This is a genomic window from Micromonospora trifolii, from assembly GCF_050516465.1.
In the GTDB taxonomy this organism is placed as follows: Bacteria; Actinomycetota; Actinomycetes; order Mycobacteriales; family Micromonosporaceae; genus Micromonospora; species Micromonospora trifolii.
Window position 1 is genome coordinate 5,401,956 of record NZ_CP191526.1, and the last position, 15,681, is coordinate 5,417,636.

Genomic DNA, 15,681 nt, shown 5'->3' on the forward strand with positions numbered 1-15,681 from the left:
ACATGGTGCGGGTGGCAATCCCTCCGACTGTCCACTAGATGGACAGGATCTTTCGCCGCCGGCCCATTGTGAATTCGCCACCGAAGGGGGACCGCATTGACTGCGGACGTTCCACCCGAGGATGCCGGCGTGCCTCGGCCTGCGTACGACCGGCCGAGTCGGGTCTCCGTCGACCCACCGCTCGGGCGACTGGACAGCCCGCTGCACGGGCGCGACGGCCTGATCGACGAGATCGTCCAGCCGGGGGAGATCGCCGGGGAGCGGCCCTCGGTGCACATCCTGTGCGGCATGGGCGGCTCCGGCAAGAGCCACGTCGCGCTGGAGATCGCCCGGCGGGCCCGCGCTGACGGCCGGACGGTCTGGTGGGTGCAGGCCGGGCGGCTCAACTCCGGGATGCGGGAGGTGGTCAGCCAACTCGGCGCGTCGGAGACCCAGGTCGACCAGGCCTGGGCCGGGATGATCAGCGCCACCGACCTGGTGTGGCGCTACCTCAACCAGGCCGCGCAGCCCTGGCTGTTGATCTTCGACAGTGCGGACGAGCCCGCCAGCCTGGGCCCCACCGACGGAGTGCTCGCCGACGGCACCGGCTGGCTGCGCAGCCCGGAGGCCGACGACGGCATGGTCATCGTGACCAGCCGGGACGGCAACCGGGCCACCTGGGGCACCTGGTCGGTGCTGCACCAGGTGCGCCCACTCGGCGCCGACGCCGGCGCGCAGGTGCTGATCGACCGGGCCGGCGCCCAGGCCGGCGGCCCGGCCGACGCCCGGGAGCTCGCCCGGGAGCTGGGCGGGCTGCCCCTCGCCCTGCGCGCCGCCGGCAACTACCTGCGGTCGGTAAACGCCAGCCCGGTCTGGCGCGGCTCGTCCACCATCACCACCTTCGCCGACTACCGGACGGCCGTGCAACGTCGGTTCCGCTCACCGCGCGACGCCGCCGACGTCGACCTCGACGAGTCCCTCGGCCTGGAGATCGTCCGCGAGGTCGACGACATCTCACTGGACCTGCTGGCCCGCCGCCAGCTCCAACAGAGCCGGCCACTGCTCAACGTGCTGGCCTGCCTGAGCATCTCCCCGGTGCCCTACGAGGTGGTGCTCAAGCCGGCCATTCTGGCCGGGTCGCCGCTCTTCAAGGGGCTCACCGGCCGGCAGCGGGTGAAGGTGCTGGAGGGCATCGGCAACCTGGCCCTGGTCGACTTCGACGTGCAGGAGGAGGTCACCGACCCGGCGTTCGCACACGTGCTCTCGCTGCACCCACTGGTGCACGCGATGTTCCGTGACCGCGACGAGGTGCGTGAGCAGATCGCCGAATACCACGGGCTGGTCATGAAGCTGCTGCTCGCCGCCACCGAGGGGCAGAGCCCGGACGACTCGGCGGCCTGGACCAACTGGGACGTGCTGGTGCCGCACCTGGTCGAGGCCGTGCGGGAATACCTCGTGCCGCAGAAACACAAGCACGACCCCGAGACGGTACGCCGCGCGCTGGAGCTGACCCGACTCACCGCCCGCTACCTCATCGCGGTCGGCCTACCCGGCTCGGCCTTCGACATCCTCGACCCGATCGTGCGCGGTTGCGCCGCGTACGACCACGACCTGGACCGGCCGCAGGTGCTGGCGCTGCGCCACGAGCTGGGCCGCACCTGGCTGGAACGCAACCAGCCGGAGATGGCCGACCGGGTGCTCCGCGAGGTGATCGCGGACCGCACCAGGGTGCTGGGCAGCGACGACGCCGACACCCTCGCCAGCCGGCACAAGCTCACCAAGGCGATCATGGCGCAGCGCCAGTGGCCGGAGGCCGAGCTGGAGCTGCGGCAGATCGTCGCCGCCGAGGACCAGGTACGCGGCCCGGAACACTGGGACACCATGATCGTGCGGCACAGCCTGGCGCTGGCGGTGCTGGCCCAGCAACGGGCGCCCGAGGCCGAGGAGATGCTGCACGCCATCCTGGAGGTCCGCTACCGGTTGTGGCCGCTCAACCAACCGGAGACCTGGCAGGCCCGGCACACGCTGGCCCGCTGCATGCAGGCGCAGGGCCGGCTCGCCGAGGCGGAGGCCGAACTGCGGGCCACCCTGGCCACCGTGGAACCCCGGCACGCCGACCGCAGCGAGGTGCTCGCCATCCGATCCACCCTGGCCCTGGTGCTGCTGCTGGAGGAGCAGGTCGACGCGGCGATCGAGGTGTACGAGCAGTTGCTCGCCGACCGTCGACGACTCCTCGGCGACACCCACCTGGACACCCTCCAGGTGGAGCACGCGCTGCGCCGGCTGCGCAACGGCGACTGACCGGTCAGTGCGGCGCGGCCGGGCCCAGGTCACTCGGGTCGGTGTTGCCACCACAGATGATCACTGCCACCCGCTCCCCCGGCTGCGGCACGTACGCGCCGCCGACCAGCGCGGCCAGCGCGGCGGCGCCGCCCAACTCGGCCGCGACCCGCAGCTCCGACCAGAGCAACCGGCGCGCCCGGACCAGGTCCTCGTCGCGGACCAGCACGGACACCACCTCGGTCCGGCGGGCGGTGTCGAAGGCGATCTCGCCGATCCGCCGGGCACCCAGCGAATCGGTGGCGATGCCACCCACCTCGATGTCGACCGGCCGACCCGCCTTCAGGGCCGAGTGCAGGGTGGGGATCTGCTCCGGCTCGACCGCCACGACACGTACCGAACCACCGAACCAACTGGCGATACCGGACACCAACCCGCCACCACCGACCGCCACCAGCACGGTGTCGATCCCGTCCACCTGCCGCTCCAGCTCCCGGCCGACGGTGCCCTGACCGGCCACCACCTCCGGCTGGTCGTACGCGTGCACGACCAGCGCGCCGGTCTCCCCGGCCCGCTGGGTGCTCGCCGCCAACGCCTCGGCGTAGTGCTGGCCCACCTGGCGCACGTGTGCGCCCAACCCCGCCAACCGCTGCACCTTCACCGGCGAGGCGGTGACCGGCACGAAGACCTCCGCCGGCACGCCCAACGACCGGGCCGCGTACGCGACGGCGAGGCCATGGTTGCCACCCGAAGCGGCGATCACTCCGGCCGAGGGCAACGACCCCTGGAGCATCCGGTTGAACGCGCCGCGCGGCTTGAACGAGCCGGTGTGCTGGTGCAGCTCCAACTTGAGGCTGAGCTGCCCGGGCACACCCAGGTCGGCGCCGTCGACGGCGATGACCGGGGTTTCCCGGACCCGCCCCTCGACAAGGGCCGCGGCCGCCTCGACGTCGCTTCTGTCCACCATGGGGAAACGCCCTTCACTACGACCAGAGGGCCAGTCGACCATCGTCGGTGAGCCCGACGAAACATCCTATGGAGATCCGTCGGCCATCCGACGCGGGACGCACCGTGTGATAGTGCCGCGGATCAAACAGAAAGCCCTCCCCGAGCGTGGGGCGCAACGTCAACGACTGCGTGTCGGCGGCCACCGCCTCCTGGAAGCCGTACCCGCCGGGGATCCGTAGCGGCTCGTCGTCCGGCTGCCAGCGCCGCCGCCACAGCACTGTCTCACCACCGGCCGGTGGCACCCGGATGTAGATGTTGAATGCCAACTGGGCCACCACCTCGCTGTCGAGCAGCCGGCCCGCGTACTCCCGTACCGCGTCGTCGAAGTGCACCTGGAGCCCCGCGTTGATCTCGCGGACGATGCCGACGTGCATCTCCCGACCCTGCCGCCGCCCGGGTGCCACGTCCGACCAGGCACCGCGGAACGCGGCAAGGCACAGGTCCCGGGGCGAGTCCGACAGGCCCAGCGTCGACCAGCTCTTCTCGGCCGCGCTGGCCGCGTCCCAGTAGTCCTCGCGGAGTTCCCCAGCGGACCGGTGGTCGTTGATGGCCGGACCGAACTTGGCGACGACGGGGAAGACCCGGCTCTCGTCGTAGCGGTCCATCGGCGCGTTGGCGAGGGCGGCGGTGATCGCCTGGCAGCGGGCCGCGGAGAGCAACCCCGGCACCCGAACGGCGGCCAGCCGCCCCGCGATGAGCCCGGCGACATCCGCTCGGGTGATCGATTCTGATTCGACGGCGACGAACAAGGGATCGGTCCTGCTCGAATGCTGCACGGCGGTCCTCCCGTAACGAAGATCCCTCACCGGACTTGTCGCGCCCCCCCGACCCGCGCACCGTGCAATGTACAAACCGCAGGCAAGACGCGGTAACCGCAGTTCCGGGCGGCGTGGCGCGGCCACCGCTACCATCGGCGCAACCGGGGTAAGTGACACCGAGCCGTACGGCGGAAGCTTTCCACCGATCGGGGAATGGTGACGATTCTCGGCGTGACGCATGATGCGACTAGTTCGAACGCTGACAAGGAGTTCGAGATGGCAGGCGCCGGCCCGACGGATCTTGACTTGCACATCGACCGCCTGGAAATGGCGCGTCGAATAGCCCGGGAAATGATCGAGTCCGACCATCAGGCTCTGGAGCTCGCCGTCCGGCAGCGCCCACAGTGCTGGTCCCGACGCCCCACCGGCCACGGCGCCCGCGCCGACGCCCTCGCGGGCTGACGCTTCCTCGCGCAACAGCGGATACTACGGCGATGACCCTGTCGCCGCCGCGCATCGACGTCACCGACACCGACAAGGCCGACGCGCGCTCGTCGTTCCTGGTGTTGGCCGGCTGGTACGTGGCCGTCGTCGCGGCATTCGGCCTGTTCCTCGGCACGCTCTCCGGGTCGGTCCCGGCGGACTGCGGCGAGGTGTGCGACTCCGAACGGTCGAGGACACTGCTCTTCGGGCTCTACGTGGTCCTGCCGGCGATGTTCCTCGCGCTGCTGGTCAGCCTGGCGACGCTCGCGGTGCTCATCTCCCGTACCCGGATCCGCTCCGCAGCCCTGGTGGGCACCCTCGCTGCGATGCTGCCGCTGGCCGTGTGCGGCCTCCTCGCCGCCAGCCTCTGACTCACGATCACTTGATGCTGAGTAGTTCAAAACAGGTCCTGGGAGCTACTCACCATCAACTGATCATGGTGCCGCGAGTCGAGTGAGCTAAACCGGAGCTCGCAACGGTTAGCCCTCACTGGGGCCGCTCGGCTCTGCCTAGAGGCCAAGCATGACGGGTTGGGTTGGTGCTCCGTCGGCGATCAACGCGGCCAACGGCGTGGCGAGATCGCGCGGCGAGAACAGTTCCGGGCCGAGGTACTCCCTGATTTCTGACAGCGCCCACCAACGCCAGCCGATGACGTGCTCGGCGGCGAGTTCCTCATCGCTCATCGCACCGCGCGGCGCGAACGACGCGGTGCGAACGAGGAAGTAGTCGTTCACGACGCCATCGTGACCTGGTGCGTGCCCGGCGGCGACTATTTCCTGCCGCCAGACCTTAGGCGGGTCGACATCGAGAGCAAGGCCGACCTCTTCGTGCAGCTCTCGCCGCAGGGCGGCCAACGGTGTCTCGCCGTCTTCGACGCCACCCCCGGGAGTGATCCACACAAAGATCGTGCCAGCCGGATCGGGAATGGCGAGTCGAAGCAGCAGAACACGGTCGTCCTCATCGACGACGACCGCCCGCGCCGATCGCCGCAGATTCACCGTCGACATCAGGACACTCTACGGGTCAACGACCACCGTCGACGCCCGTCACGACGCCGAGAGGATGGCAGTGATAAAGTCGAATGTCCAATGCGCCCTGTCCTGAAATCAGGCCGCCCGGAAGCGCGTCTGGTGTGGGAGGAAGCCGTGGGCTACAAGGAACGACGGGCCAAGATGATCGCCACGCGGGCGGCACCGCATTTGGAGCCCGGCGAGCAGATCCAGACGGGCTTCGTCACGCTAGCCGGTTCGGGGATCTTCACGGTGCCGGCGGAGACCTTCGTGGTCACCGACCGCGCGATTCTCGTTCTGGGCAGCAGCGAGGCACAGCGTCTCTCGCGCGATTTCTGGTTCGGCAAGCCGACCGGGCTCTACTACAAGTTCGAGCTCGACCACACGTACAAGGTGCACCGGCAGTGGTATCCGGAAGTCATCGCCGCCGACGAGGCGCTGCGCGAGATGCAAGCCCAAGACGATCCGGCGGTCGGCGAGCACTGAATCAGGAACCGGCAGGCTTCGCGCACCGGCAGTGGTTCCCGGAAGCGCCCGGAAACGCAGGTCAGAGGCCGCGTGGACTCTACTTCCAGCGGAAGTGCACGAAGAGGCGACCGAAGTTCTTCGAGTCCTTCTCGACCCGGTGGTAGAGCTGCTTGACGTCCTTCTGGTCGAGGAAGCGCAGCACCCGCTTCTTGAGCTGGCCGGACCCCTTGCCCGGGATGATCTCGACGAGGGTGGCCTTCTTCGCCACCGCCTCGTCCATGATCCCGCGCAACGCGCGGTCGATGTCCTGGCCCTTGTTGAAGATCTCGTGCAGGTCCAGCTTGAGCTTCATGCCGCAGCCCCCGGCCGGTCAGATCCCATGTCCGCCATCCTAGGGCGTGTGTCGAAGCCCCTGGCCGGCCTGCGGCGGGCCCAGACGACGAAGGGGCGGCCCCGAAGGACCGCCCCGCAAGCGTCACCGGGTCAGGCTCAGCGCCTGCCGCCGAGGCGGGTCTCCACCCGCTCCAGCGCGGTCCGGTAGTCGTCGTTGGCCGCGTACATCGCGGCGGCGATCCGCAGGTGCCGCAGCGCGTCGGTGTGCCGGTTCAGCCGCTCCAGCGTCCGACCGAGCACATGGTGCGCGTAGTGGTCGCTCGGGTCCCGCTCGACCAGCTCGCGCAGATGCTCCTCGGCCCGGTTGAGCTGGGCCGACTGGAAGTACGCCCGGGCCAGTAGTTGCCGGACCGCCGCGTTGCCGGGTTCGGCGTCGATGATCGGCTCCAGCAGTCGAGCTGCCCCGCTGGGGTCACCGGTTTCGAAGAACATGGTCGCCCGCCGGTAGTCCGCCAGAAGATCCATCTGCCACCTCCTCGGGTCGCACCGTCACCTGTTCCGACGCTGGCACAACACCGGACGTTTGGCGACTGTTCCCGGGGTCGAGATCAGGTCAGTTCGGGCCGCCGACGGGCGCCGAAGGGTCAGGTGCGGGCGTCCCGGCGTCCGACGGAAAGTTCCCAGGCGCGGACACCGCCGACGATTCCGGCGGTGTTCGGCACCACCACCACGTCGTCGCCCATCCGGGCCAACTGCTCGGGCCGGATCAGTCGGGAGTTGCCCCCGCCCAGGTAGAGCCGGTCCCAGCGGAACACCGGGCGGAGCCCGTCCACCACCTGTCGGATCCGACGAGACCAGAAGGCGTCGCCGAGCCGCCGCCGTTCCGGCTCGCCGACGTACGTGTCGTAGGTGGTGCCCCAGCGCACCGGCGCGTGCGACAGCTCCAGGTGCGGTGCGAGCACCCCGCCGTCGAAGAGCGCGCTGCCCAGCCCCGTCCCCAGGGTCAGCACCAGCTCGCAGCCGGTGCCGGCGACCACTCCGGCGCCGTGCACCTCGGCGTCGTTGAGCACCAGCGCCGGCACCCCGAACGCGTCGGCCAGCGCGCCGCGCGCGTCCCAGCCGGACCATTCGGCGACCAGGTCCGGGTCGACTCGGCTGCGGGGGCCGTTGCGGGTCACGTAGTGCGGCGTGCTCACGACCACTCCGTGCCGGATCATCCCGGGTACGCCGACCGTGAGCCGGTCCGCCGTCGGCAGGCGCCCGCCGAGATCCCGCAGGGTCCGGACAAACAACGCGGGCGGCAGCGGGTACGGGGTGGGCACCCGCAACGGCCGGGCCCGCATCGTTCCCGCCTCGTCGAGCACGGACGCCTTGATGCCCCCGCCGCCACAGTCGATCGCCAGTGTGGTCACCACGTCGTTGAGTCTGCCCGCTGCCGGCCGGTCGTATGCGGGCGGCCGGATAGGCTGCCGTCCTGATGAGCGCCACGATGATCGTCAAGGACCTGGCCGCCGGGCACGGCGACCGCCCGCTCTTCGCCGGATTGGACCTGGTGGTCGCCCCCGGCGACGTGGTCGGGCTGGTCGGGCCGAACGGGGCCGGCAAGTCGACGCTGCTGCGTACCCTGGCCGGGTTGTTGCCGGTCGAGGCCGGCAGCGTGCGGCTCAGCCCGCCCACCGCGAGCGTCGGACACCTGCCCCAGGAGCCGGAACGGCGGCCGGGCGAGACGGTACGGGACTTCCTGGCCCGCCGGACCGGGGTGACCGCCGCGCAGGCGGCGTTGGACGCGGCGACCGAGGCGCTGACCGCCGGGGTGGCGGGCGCCGACGACGCGTACGGCGACGCGCTGGAGCGCTGGCTCGCCCTCGGCGGGGCAGACCTCGACGAACGCGCCGAGCAGGTGAGCGCCGACCTGGGGCTCGCGGTCGACCTGGACCACCCGACGACCGGGCTCTCCGGCGGTCAGGCGGCCCGGGCCGGGCTCGCGTCGCTGCTGCTCAGCCGGTACGACGTGTTCCTGCTCGACGAGCCGACCAACGACCTGGACCTGGCCGGGTTGGAGCGGCTGGAGGAGTTCGTCACCGGGCTGCGCGCCGGCACGGTGCTGGTCAGCCACGACCGGGAGTTCCTCACCCGCACGGTGACCCGGGTCGTGGAGCTGGACCTGGCGCAGCAGCAGGTGCACCACTACGGCGGCGGCTACGCGGCCTACCTGGAGGAGCGCGAGGTGGCCCGCCGGCACGCCCGCGCGGACTTCGAGGAGTACGCCGACACCAAGGCCGGGCTGGAGGCTCGGGCCCGCACCCAGCGTGGCTGGATGGAGAAGGGTGTGCGGAACGCCCGCCGCAAGGCCACCGACAACGACAAGATCGGCCGCAAGTTCCGCAGCGAGTCCAGCGAGAAGCAGGCCGCCAAGGCCAAGCAGACCGAACGGCTGATCGAACGGCTCGACGTGGTCGAGGAGCCCCGCAAGGAGTGGGAGCTGCGGATGGAGATCGCCGCCGCGCCCCGCGCCGGCGCCGTCGTGGCCACGCTGCGCGGAGCCGTGGTACGCCGTGGTGGCTTCACCCTCGGCCCGGTCGACCTCCAGATCGACTGGGCGGACCGGGTCGCGGTGACCGGGGCGAACGGCTCGGGCAAGTCCACCCTGTTGGCCGCGCTGCTGGGCCGGCTGCCGCTGGACGCCGGCACCGCCTCGCTCGGGCCCGGCGTGGTGGTCGGCGAGGTGGACCAGGCCCGCGGGCTGTTCCTCGGCGACGTACCGCTGATCGACGCGTTCGAGGCGGCCGTACCCCACCTGTCGCCGGCGGACGCGCGGACCCTGCTGGCCAAGTTCGGCCTGCGGGCGGCGCACGTGCCCCGACCGGCGGCGACCCTCTCCCCCGGAGAGCGGACCCGGGCCGCGCTGGCCCTGCTCCAGGGCCGTGGGGTCAACCTGCTGGTGCTGGACGAGCCCACCAACCACCTGGACCTGCCCGCCATCGAGCAGCTCGAGTCGGCGCTGGCCAGCTACCCCGGAACGCTGCTGCTGGTCACCCACGACCGGCGGATGCTGGCCGCCATCGAGACCAACCGGCGACTGCGGGTCGACGCCGGGCGGATCGCCGAGGATTGATCCGTGCCCGCGGGCCGGTGCGGGGTGAGAATGACGCCATGCTCAAGTGGGAGTACGCCCTGCTGGTCCGCCGCCGCCAGGCCGCGACCAACGACCTCGGCTGGGAGGTCGTCTTCGTCTGGTACGGCCCGGACGGCTCGATGGTCGACGTGACGCCGTACGGCGACACCTCGCTGGCCCACCTGAACCGGGCCGGTGACCAGGGCTGGGAGTTGGTCGCGATGAGCGAGGACCCGTCCCTGCCCGGCAACCACGAACTGCACCGCTACCACCTCAAGCGGCCGAAGCCCGCCGACCCGCCGCCTCGCCAGCGGATGCGCGGGGGCCGCCGCACCCTCTCGGGCTGACCGGGGCGGGCCGAGTCTGGGCGACACGCCCACCCCACGGATGCGCGGGCCACGCCGACCAGGTGGACGAGTGGGGCATACCGGGCGCGATTGCGGGTATCGCGCGGCGGGAGGTGGCCCGAATGGTCGCTTTGGCACAGACTCCGCCCTCGGCCGACCGGCTGCGGGCGATCGACGAATTCCTCGCGCAGGCGTGGGCGGACCAGGTCCGCCACGATGATCGGGTGCGGAACCTGGCGGTCGAGGTGCGGTTCGACCGCGGGGTGGCCCATCTGAGCGGCGACGTGGCCGAGCCCGCCCAGCTACGGCTGGTGCGGGACCTGGTGGGGCGGCTGGCCGGCGTCTACGGCGTCTGGTGCCGGGTCGGCATCGGCGGGCGGGCGCCGGTGGTCGTGGACCTCGGTTGTGGCCCGACCAAGCAGTGGTCGAGCAACCTGGGGCTGGACATCTATCCGGCACCGGGTGTGAACGCGGTCGCGGACCTGTCCGGCTCGCTGCCACTCGCCGACAACTCGGTGGACGTCCTCTTCGCGGTGCACATCCTGGAGCACCTGATCGACTTCCTGCCGCTGGTCGACGAGTGTCATCGCGTGCTGCGTCCGGGTGGGGTGCTGCACGTGATGAGCCCCTGGTGGGGGCACGTGAACGCGGTGGCCGACCCGACCCACGTCCGGCTGATGGACGTGCAGACGTTCAAGGGGATCTGCCAGGGCCGTCCGCCGGGCACCCCACGGTGGTATCCCCTGCACGCCGGCTGCGACGGTGCCTCGATCTTCGCCGACCTGACCCCACTCCAACCGGACGTCGATACCGCCTCGAAATCCCACCTGGCCCGCTTCTTCGACTGACCGGCCGCCCGGTGCTGGTTACGGGGCCTGGGTGGATTCGCGGAGTTCCAGGCGGTAGGGGGCGGAAAGCTCCTTCGCCGGGGCGGCGCGGTCGCCGTCCAGGCGGTTGGCCAGGAGTTCGACGGCAAGTTGGGCGATGCGCGCCTTATCCGGGGCGACGGTGCTCAGGGTGGGGATGGAGAACCGACCGTCCTCGATGTCGTCGAAGCCGACCACCGCCACGTCCTCCGGCACCCGCAGGCCGGCCTCATGCAGAGCGCGTAGGGCACCCAGGGCGAGCGTGTCGTTGAAGCAGAAGACGGCGTCGGGGCGTACGCCGGAGGTGAGCAGGCCCTGCATGGCGGCCGCGCCGTCGGCGCGGTGCCAGGCCGACGCGGGCGCCACCAGGGCTTCGTCGTAGTCGAGCCCGGCGGCGCGCAGCGCGTCGGCGTATCCGGCCAGACGCAGCCGGGCGCTCGCTCCCTCGTCGGTGCGCTGGGCGCCGATGGCCGCGATCCGGCGATGGCCGAGCTGGATCAGGTGATCGGTGATCTCCCGGGCCGCTGTCACGTTGTCGATCACCACGCGATCGGCGGGGCCGTGTTCGACCCGCTCGCCGAGTAGCACCATGGGCGTGCCGTCCAGGCCGGCCAGGTCCTCCGCGGTGAGCGCCAACGGGCTGAAGATGAGCCCGTCGATCAGGTGGTCGGTGATGCCGGAGGCGACCACCCGTTCCTGCTCACGCCGACCGCCGGTCTGGTCGATCAGCACCGTCCAGCCGTAGGCGGCGGCGGCGGTGACCACGTGGCGGGCCAGCTCGGCGAAGTACGGGATGTCCAGTTCCGGAACGGCCAGCGCGATCACGCCGGTGCGGCCCTTACGGAGGTGACGGGCGGAGAGGTTGGGCCGGTAGTTGAGCTCGGCGATCGCCTCCTCGACCCGGGCGCGGGTATCCGGCCGTACGTGTACGTAGCCGTTCACCACGTTGGAAACGGTCTTGACGGACACGCCGGCCCGTTCTGCCACGTCTTTGAGCCTGTGCCGCACTGCGCAACCTCCCCGGTGTAACCCAGCGCACCCTACCTTGCCGACCGCTCTTTACAACGTTGCCTACAACGTTGTAGAAACGGTGGACGCCGGGTGAACGGTGACTGCGCTCACCCGGGCATCGGCAATGAGGAAAGGTGGCACCCCCTTGCGGACCGCGCAGCTGACGATCGACCCGGCCTTCTCCATCGGCCCGGCCGACCGACGCCTCTTCGGCTCCTTCGTCGAGCACATGGGGCGGTGCGTCTACGGCGGCATCTACGAGCCCGGCCACCCCACCGCCGACTCCCGCGGCCTGCGCCGCGACGTGCTGGACCTCACCCGCGAGTTGGGCGTCTCGGTCGTCCGCTACCCGGGCGGCAACTTCGTCTCCGGCTACCGCTGGGAGGACGGGGTCGGCCCGGTCGGCGACCGGCCGCGCCGGCTCGACCTGGCCTGGAAGACGATCGAGACCAACGCGTTCGGGCTGGACGAGTTCATGACGTGGGCCGCCGAGGCCGACGTCGAGCCGATGATGGCGGTCAACCTCGGCACGCGGGGTGTCCAGGAGGCACTGGACCTGCTGGAGTACGCCAACCACCCGGGCGGCACCGAGCTCTCCGACCTGCGGCGCAAGCACGGCGCCGAGGACCCGTACGGCGTGCGGCTGTGGTGCCTGGGCAACGAGATGGACGGCCCGTGGCAGGTCGGCCACAAGACCGCCGACGAGTACGGCCGCCTCGCCGCCGAGGCCGCCCGCGCGATGAAGATGGTCGACCCGTCGATCAGCCTGATCGCCTGCGGCAGCTCCAACCGGCGGATGCCCACCTTCGCCTCGTGGGAGGCGACGGTGCTGGAGCACACCTACGAGCACGTCGACTACATCTCGGCGCACACCTACTACGACCCGTCCGACGGCGACCAGGCCAGCATCCTGGCGTCGGCCGTCGACATGGACAACTTCATCACCGAGGTCGTCGCGACCGCCGACCACGTGGCCGCCAAGCAGCGGCACAAGCGCAAGCTGAAGATCTCCTTCGACGAGTGGAACGTCTGGTACGAGTCCCGCCTCCAGGCCGACCTGGACCGGCGCGGCTGGGTCGAGGCCCCGGCGCTGATCGAGGACGACTTCACCGCCGTCGACGCGGTGGTCGTCGGCGACCTGCTGATCACTCTGCTGCGCCACGCGGACCGGGTCGGCGTGGCAGCTCAGGCGCAACTGGCCAACGTGATCGCGCCGATCCGCACCCGCAACGGCGGCCCCGCCTGGCGGCAGAGCATCTTCCACCCGTTCGCGCTGACCGCGCGCTACGCCCGGGGCACAGTGCTGCGGACCGACCCGGTGTCGCCGCGCTACGACACGAAGAAGTACGGGGACGTGCCGGTGCTCGACACCGTCGCCGTGCACGACGAGGAGACCGGGGCGCTGACCGTTTTCGCGGTCAACCGTGACTCCACGGACCTCGCACTGGACCTCGACCTGCGCGGCCTACCGCCCATGTCCGGTCTGTCCTTCCAGAGCATCGCTGCGGGGTCGCACCCGTCAGCGACGAACACCGAGGCCGAGCCCGATCGGGTGACGCCGCGGGAATTGCCCACACCCACCCCCGACGGCGGCCGGTGCACCGTGCGCCTGCCCGCCGTGTCCTGGAGCGTGCTGCGCTTCGGCCCGACCAACGCCTGATGTCGTACCGGTCCTGAGCAGGCACAATTCATTCCGTCCCCCTCAAGGAGAGATAAAGCATGATCCAGAACGATATGAGCCGGCGTCGCCTGCTCGGCCTCGGTCTCGGACTCGGCGCCGCAGCCTCGCTGACCCTCGCGGGCTGCGGCGGCGGCGATGACAGCGCCTCCGGACCGGCCGCCGGAAATGGGGGCAAAGAGTACACCGGCCCCAAGGTGGACCTGAAGCTGTGGAACGGCTTCACCGGCGGTGACGGCGACATCTTCAAGGCGCTGGTGAACCAGTTCAACACCGAGCACCAGAACATCGCCGTGTCGGTGGCCACGTACCAGTGGGAGGACTACTACAACAAGCTCCCCGGCGCGGCCTCCAGCGGCAACGGCCCGGACATCGCGGTCATGCACATGGACCAGCTCGCGACCTTCGCCGCCCGCGGCGTCATCAGCGAGTTGGACGACGTGGCCAAGAACCTGGAGCTCTCCGAGGCAGACTTCGCCCCCACGGTCTGGAAGGGCGGCCTCTACAACAACAAGCGGTACGGCATTCCTCTGGACATGCACCCGCTCGGCTTTTACTACAACAAGACCGTGATGCAGAAGGCCGGCCTGGACCCGAACAAGCCGCCGACCACCAAGGACGATTTCACGGCGGCGTTGGGCGAGTTCAAGAAGGCCGGCGTGCAGGGCTTCTGGGTCAGCCCGTTCCAGTTCACCGGTGGCATGACGTTCTACTCCCTGCTCAACCAGTGGGGCGGCGCCCTCTTCGACGCCGAGGTGGCCAAGGCGACGTTCAACTCCGACCCGGCGGTCGAGGCGTGCACCTGGCTGGTCGACATGATCAAGCAGGGTCACTCGCCGGCCAACGTCGGCCAGGACGCCGAGTACCTGGCGTTCAAGAGCGGCAAGAACGCATTCACCTTCAACGGCATCTGGCAGATCAACGATCTGAAGAAGAGCCCCGAGGTGCAGTGGGGCGTCGCCCCGCTCCCCCAGATCGGCAGCAAGCCGGCGGCCTGGGCCAACTCGCACAACTTCACCATAGTGAAGCAGCGGGCCAACAACGCCAACAAGATCGCCGGCGCGAAGGTCTTCATCAACTGGTTGAGCCAGCACTCGCTGGACTGGGCCAAGGGCGGCCAGATCCCGGCACGCAAGGCGGTCCGCGAGAGCGCCGAGTTCAAGGCGCTGCCGGAGATCTCGGCGCTCGCCCCCGAGCTGGAGTACGCGGCCTTCCCGCCGGCGACCCCGGGCCTCGGCGAGGTCATCAAGACCTTCTACGACACGTTCAACGTGGCCGCGCTGGGCAAGAAGTCGCCGAAGCAGGCGCTCGACGAGGGCGTGGCCAAGGCCAACAAGCAGCTCGAGGACAACCGCAAGAAGTACGGGAGCTGATAACCCGTGGCGGACGTGATCGAGGTCGGGGCGGCGCGCGGTGACGCGCCGCCCCCGGCGGCCAACGCAGCCCGCCGGGCCTCGGAGGGCCGGACCGGACGGGCGACGCCATACCTTTTCCTCATCCCCTACCTGGTGCTGTTCGGGGTCTTCGGCCTGTTGCCGATCGTCGTCGGGCTCTGGCTGAGCGTGCACCAGTGGGACTTCCAGCTGCCCAACCGGCCGTTCGTCGGGTTGGACAACTACAAGGAGCTGTTCTCCAGCGACTCCGCCGTCTACGGCGACTGGTGGCAGAGCGTCCGGGCCACCGCCATCTTCACGGTGCTGTCGGTGCCGCTGCTGGTGGTCGTACCGCTGGGGCTGGCCCTGCTTCTCAACCGCTCCTTCCCGGGCCGGACCTTCTTCCGGGCGGTCTACTTCGCACCGTACGTGCTGGGTGTCGCGGTGATCGGCCTGCTCTGGCGGTTCCTGCTCGACGCCAACCTCGGCCTGGTCAACCGACTCCTCGGCGTGGTCGGGCTTCCCTCGGACACGCCCTGGGTGACCAACATGCCGTGGGCGTGGATCTCGCTGGTCGGCGTCACCGTCTGGTGGACGTCTGGCTTCAACGCGGTGATCTACCTGGCCGGCCTCCAGGACATCTCGCCGGAGCTGTACGAGGCGGCCCGCATGGACGGCGCGAACACGTGGCAGCGGTTCCGCAACGTCACAGTGCCCGGATTGCGCCCGGTGCTGCTCTTCGTGATCACCACGACCGTGCTCGCCTCGGCGAACATGTTCGGCCAGTCGTTCCTGATCACCCAGGGTGCGCCGGGCACGGAGACCCGCACGGTGGTGTGGTTCATCGTCGAGGAGGGCCTGCGAAACAACAACGCCGGTAAGGCTGCCGCGATGAGCATCGTGTTCGCCCTGATGCTGGCGGTCGTGAGCATCGCCAACTTCCGCCTCTTCCGCTACCGGGAAGACTGAGGG

17 protein-coding genes are annotated in these 15,681 nt (G+C 70.2%); 10 read left to right on the forward strand and 7 right to left on the reverse strand.

The genetic code is table 11. The features are described 5' to 3' along the window. Nucleotides 1-129: 129 nt before the first annotated feature. On the forward strand, nucleotides 130-2,280 hold the full coding sequence (locus tag ACQRWP_RS25140) for a tetratricopeptide repeat protein (RefSeq protein WP_430498204.1): 2,151 nt from the start codon (nucleotides 130-132) through the stop codon (nucleotides 2,278-2,280). Nucleotides 2,281-2,284: 4 nt separating this feature from the next. Here ACQRWP_RS25140 and ACQRWP_RS25145 read toward each other — a convergent pair whose 3' ends face one another. Together ACQRWP_RS25145 and ACQRWP_RS25150 are read right to left on the reverse strand one after the other, a co-directional pair. Continuing rightward, nucleotides 2,285-3,226, reverse strand: coding sequence for a threonine/serine dehydratase (locus ACQRWP_RS25145; protein ID WP_430498206.1), 942 nt, complete (start codon nucleotides 3,224-3,226; stop codon nucleotides 2,285-2,287). A 16-nt stretch (nucleotides 3,227-3,242) separates the two neighbouring features. Then, nucleotides 3,243-4,043, reverse strand: a complete 801-nt coding sequence (locus ACQRWP_RS25150) for an L-gamma-glutamyl-L-propargylglycine hydroxylase BesE (RefSeq protein WP_430498208.1) — start codon at nucleotides 4,041-4,043, stop codon at nucleotides 3,243-3,245. Between the two features lie 195 nt (nucleotides 4,044-4,238). Between ACQRWP_RS25150 and ACQRWP_RS25155 the strand changes: the two genes are divergently transcribed. Further along, entirely contained in the window at nucleotides 4,239-4,487 is a 249-nt protein-coding gene (locus tag ACQRWP_RS25155; RefSeq protein WP_430498209.1) for a hypothetical protein, read from the forward strand. 32 nt (nucleotides 4,488-4,519) lie between these two features. Then, entirely contained in the window at nucleotides 4,520-4,879 is a 360-nt protein-coding gene (locus ACQRWP_RS25160) for a hypothetical protein (protein ID WP_430498211.1), read from the forward strand. A gap of 138 nt (nucleotides 4,880-5,017) precedes the next feature. Here ACQRWP_RS25160 and ACQRWP_RS25165 read toward each other — a convergent pair whose 3' ends face one another. Continuing rightward, on the reverse strand, nucleotides 5,018-5,515 hold the full coding sequence (locus tag ACQRWP_RS25165; protein WP_430498213.1) for an NUDIX hydrolase: 498 nt from the start codon (nucleotides 5,513-5,515) through the stop codon (nucleotides 5,018-5,020). A 138-nt stretch (nucleotides 5,516-5,653) separates the two neighbouring features. On the opposite strand from ACQRWP_RS25165, the gene ACQRWP_RS25170 reads away from it, so the two are divergent. Further along, complete coding sequence (locus ACQRWP_RS25170) at nucleotides 5,654-6,004, forward strand: hypothetical protein (protein ID WP_430498215.1); 351 nt, start codon at nucleotides 5,654-5,656, stop codon at nucleotides 6,002-6,004. Nucleotides 6,005-6,083: 79 nt separating this feature from the next. Here the strand turns inward: ACQRWP_RS25170 and ACQRWP_RS25175 are convergent, their stop codons facing one another. The 3 genes from ACQRWP_RS25175 to ACQRWP_RS25185 all read right to left on the reverse strand — a co-directional run bounded on the left by ACQRWP_RS25175 (nucleotide 6,084) and on the right by ACQRWP_RS25185 (nucleotide 7,734). After that, nucleotides 6,084-6,338: a Smr/MutS family protein gene (locus tag ACQRWP_RS25175; protein ID WP_007465523.1), complete on the reverse strand. Its 255-nt coding sequence runs from the start codon at nucleotides 6,336-6,338 to the stop codon at nucleotides 6,084-6,086. Nucleotides 6,339-6,475: 137 nt separating this feature from the next. Then, nucleotides 6,476-6,844: a tetratricopeptide repeat protein gene (locus tag ACQRWP_RS25180; protein ID WP_112584722.1), complete on the reverse strand. Its 369-nt coding sequence runs from the start codon at nucleotides 6,842-6,844 to the stop codon at nucleotides 6,476-6,478. Nucleotides 6,845-6,963: 119 nt separating this feature from the next. Continuing rightward, nucleotides 6,964-7,734 (reverse strand): ROK family protein, encoded by a 771-nt coding sequence (locus ACQRWP_RS25185; RefSeq protein ID WP_430498217.1) that lies wholly within the window; start codon nucleotides 7,732-7,734, stop codon nucleotides 6,964-6,966. A gap of 62 nt (nucleotides 7,735-7,796) precedes the next feature. On the opposite strand from ACQRWP_RS25185, the gene ACQRWP_RS25190 reads away from it, so the two are divergent. The 3 genes from ACQRWP_RS25190 to ACQRWP_RS25200 all read left to right on the forward strand — a co-directional run bounded on the left by ACQRWP_RS25190 (nucleotide 7,797) and on the right by ACQRWP_RS25200 (nucleotide 10,629). Beyond that, nucleotides 7,797-9,434, forward strand: a complete 1,638-nt coding sequence (locus tag ACQRWP_RS25190; RefSeq protein ID WP_430498219.1) for an ABC-F family ATP-binding cassette domain-containing protein — start codon at nucleotides 7,797-7,799, stop codon at nucleotides 9,432-9,434. Between the two features lie 38 nt (nucleotides 9,435-9,472). Next, nucleotides 9,473-9,781, forward strand: coding sequence for a hypothetical protein (locus ACQRWP_RS25195; RefSeq protein ID WP_124822832.1), 309 nt, complete (start codon nucleotides 9,473-9,475; stop codon nucleotides 9,779-9,781). 122 nt (nucleotides 9,782-9,903) lie between these two features. Continuing rightward, nucleotides 9,904-10,629 (forward strand): methyltransferase domain-containing protein, encoded by a 726-nt coding sequence (locus tag ACQRWP_RS25200; RefSeq protein ID WP_430498222.1) that lies wholly within the window; start codon nucleotides 9,904-9,906, stop codon nucleotides 10,627-10,629. A gap of 18 nt (nucleotides 10,630-10,647) precedes the next feature. Here ACQRWP_RS25200 and ACQRWP_RS25205 read toward each other — a convergent pair whose 3' ends face one another. Then, nucleotides 10,648-11,655: a LacI family DNA-binding transcriptional regulator gene (locus tag ACQRWP_RS25205; protein WP_430498224.1), complete on the reverse strand. Its 1,008-nt coding sequence runs from the start codon at nucleotides 11,653-11,655 to the stop codon at nucleotides 10,648-10,650. A gap of 148 nt (nucleotides 11,656-11,803) precedes the next feature. Here ACQRWP_RS25205 and ACQRWP_RS25210 point away from each other — a divergent pair, with 148 nt between their 5' ends. Genes ACQRWP_RS25210 through ACQRWP_RS25220 form a run of 3 tightly spaced genes read left to right on the forward strand, consistent with a single transcriptional unit; the run spans nucleotide 11,804 to nucleotide 15,678 of the window. After that, nucleotides 11,804-13,318, forward strand: coding sequence for an alpha-N-arabinofuranosidase (locus ACQRWP_RS25210; protein ID WP_430498226.1), 1,515 nt, complete (start codon nucleotides 11,804-11,806; stop codon nucleotides 13,316-13,318). 59 nt (nucleotides 13,319-13,377) lie between these two features. Continuing rightward, the gene (locus ACQRWP_RS25215; protein ID WP_430498228.1) at nucleotides 13,378-14,709 is read left to right on the forward strand and encodes an ABC transporter substrate-binding protein; all 1,332 of its coding nucleotides are present in this window, start codon (nucleotides 13,378-13,380) and stop codon (nucleotides 14,707-14,709) included. Nucleotides 14,710-14,715: 6 nt separating this feature from the next. Next, the gene (locus ACQRWP_RS25220) at nucleotides 14,716-15,678 is read left to right on the forward strand and encodes a carbohydrate ABC transporter permease (RefSeq protein ID WP_430498230.1); all 963 of its coding nucleotides are present in this window, start codon (nucleotides 14,716-14,718) and stop codon (nucleotides 15,676-15,678) included. Nucleotides 15,679-15,681 lie beyond the last annotated feature (3 nt).

Bases quoted from the DNA above. Each gene is read 5' to 3' on its own strand.
- ACQRWP_RS25190 (WP_430498219.1), top strand. From the start codon at position 7,797: ATGAGCGCCACGATGATCGTCAAGGACCTGGCCGCCGGGCACGGCGAC.
- ACQRWP_RS25165 (WP_430498213.1), bottom strand. From the start codon at position 5,515: ATGTCGACGGTGAATCTGCGGCGATCGGCGCGGGCGGTCGTCGTCGAT.
- ACQRWP_RS25180 (WP_112584722.1), bottom strand. From the start codon at position 6,844: ATGGATCTTCTGGCGGACTACCGGCGGGCGACCATGTTCTTCGAAACC.
- ACQRWP_RS25160 (WP_430498211.1), top strand. From the start codon at position 4,520: ATGACCCTGTCGCCGCCGCGCATCGACGTCACCGACACCGACAAGGCC.
- ACQRWP_RS25195 (WP_124822832.1), top strand. From the start codon at position 9,473: ATGCTCAAGTGGGAGTACGCCCTGCTGGTCCGCCGCCGCCAGGCCGCG.
- ACQRWP_RS25215 (WP_430498228.1), top strand. From the start codon at position 13,378: ATGATCCAGAACGATATGAGCCGGCGTCGCCTGCTCGGCCTCGGTCTC.
- ACQRWP_RS25155 (WP_430498209.1), top strand. From the start codon at position 4,239: ATGGTGACGATTCTCGGCGTGACGCATGATGCGACTAGTTCGAACGCT.
- ACQRWP_RS25175 (WP_007465523.1), bottom strand. From the start codon at position 6,338: ATGAAGCTCAAGCTGGACCTGCACGAGATCTTCAACAAGGGCCAGGAC.
- ACQRWP_RS25200 (WP_430498222.1), top strand. From the start codon at position 9,904: ATGGTCGCTTTGGCACAGACTCCGCCCTCGGCCGACCGGCTGCGGGCG.
- ACQRWP_RS25145 (WP_430498206.1), bottom strand. From the start codon at position 3,226: ATGGTGGACAGAAGCGACGTCGAGGCGGCCGCGGCCCTTGTCGAGGGG.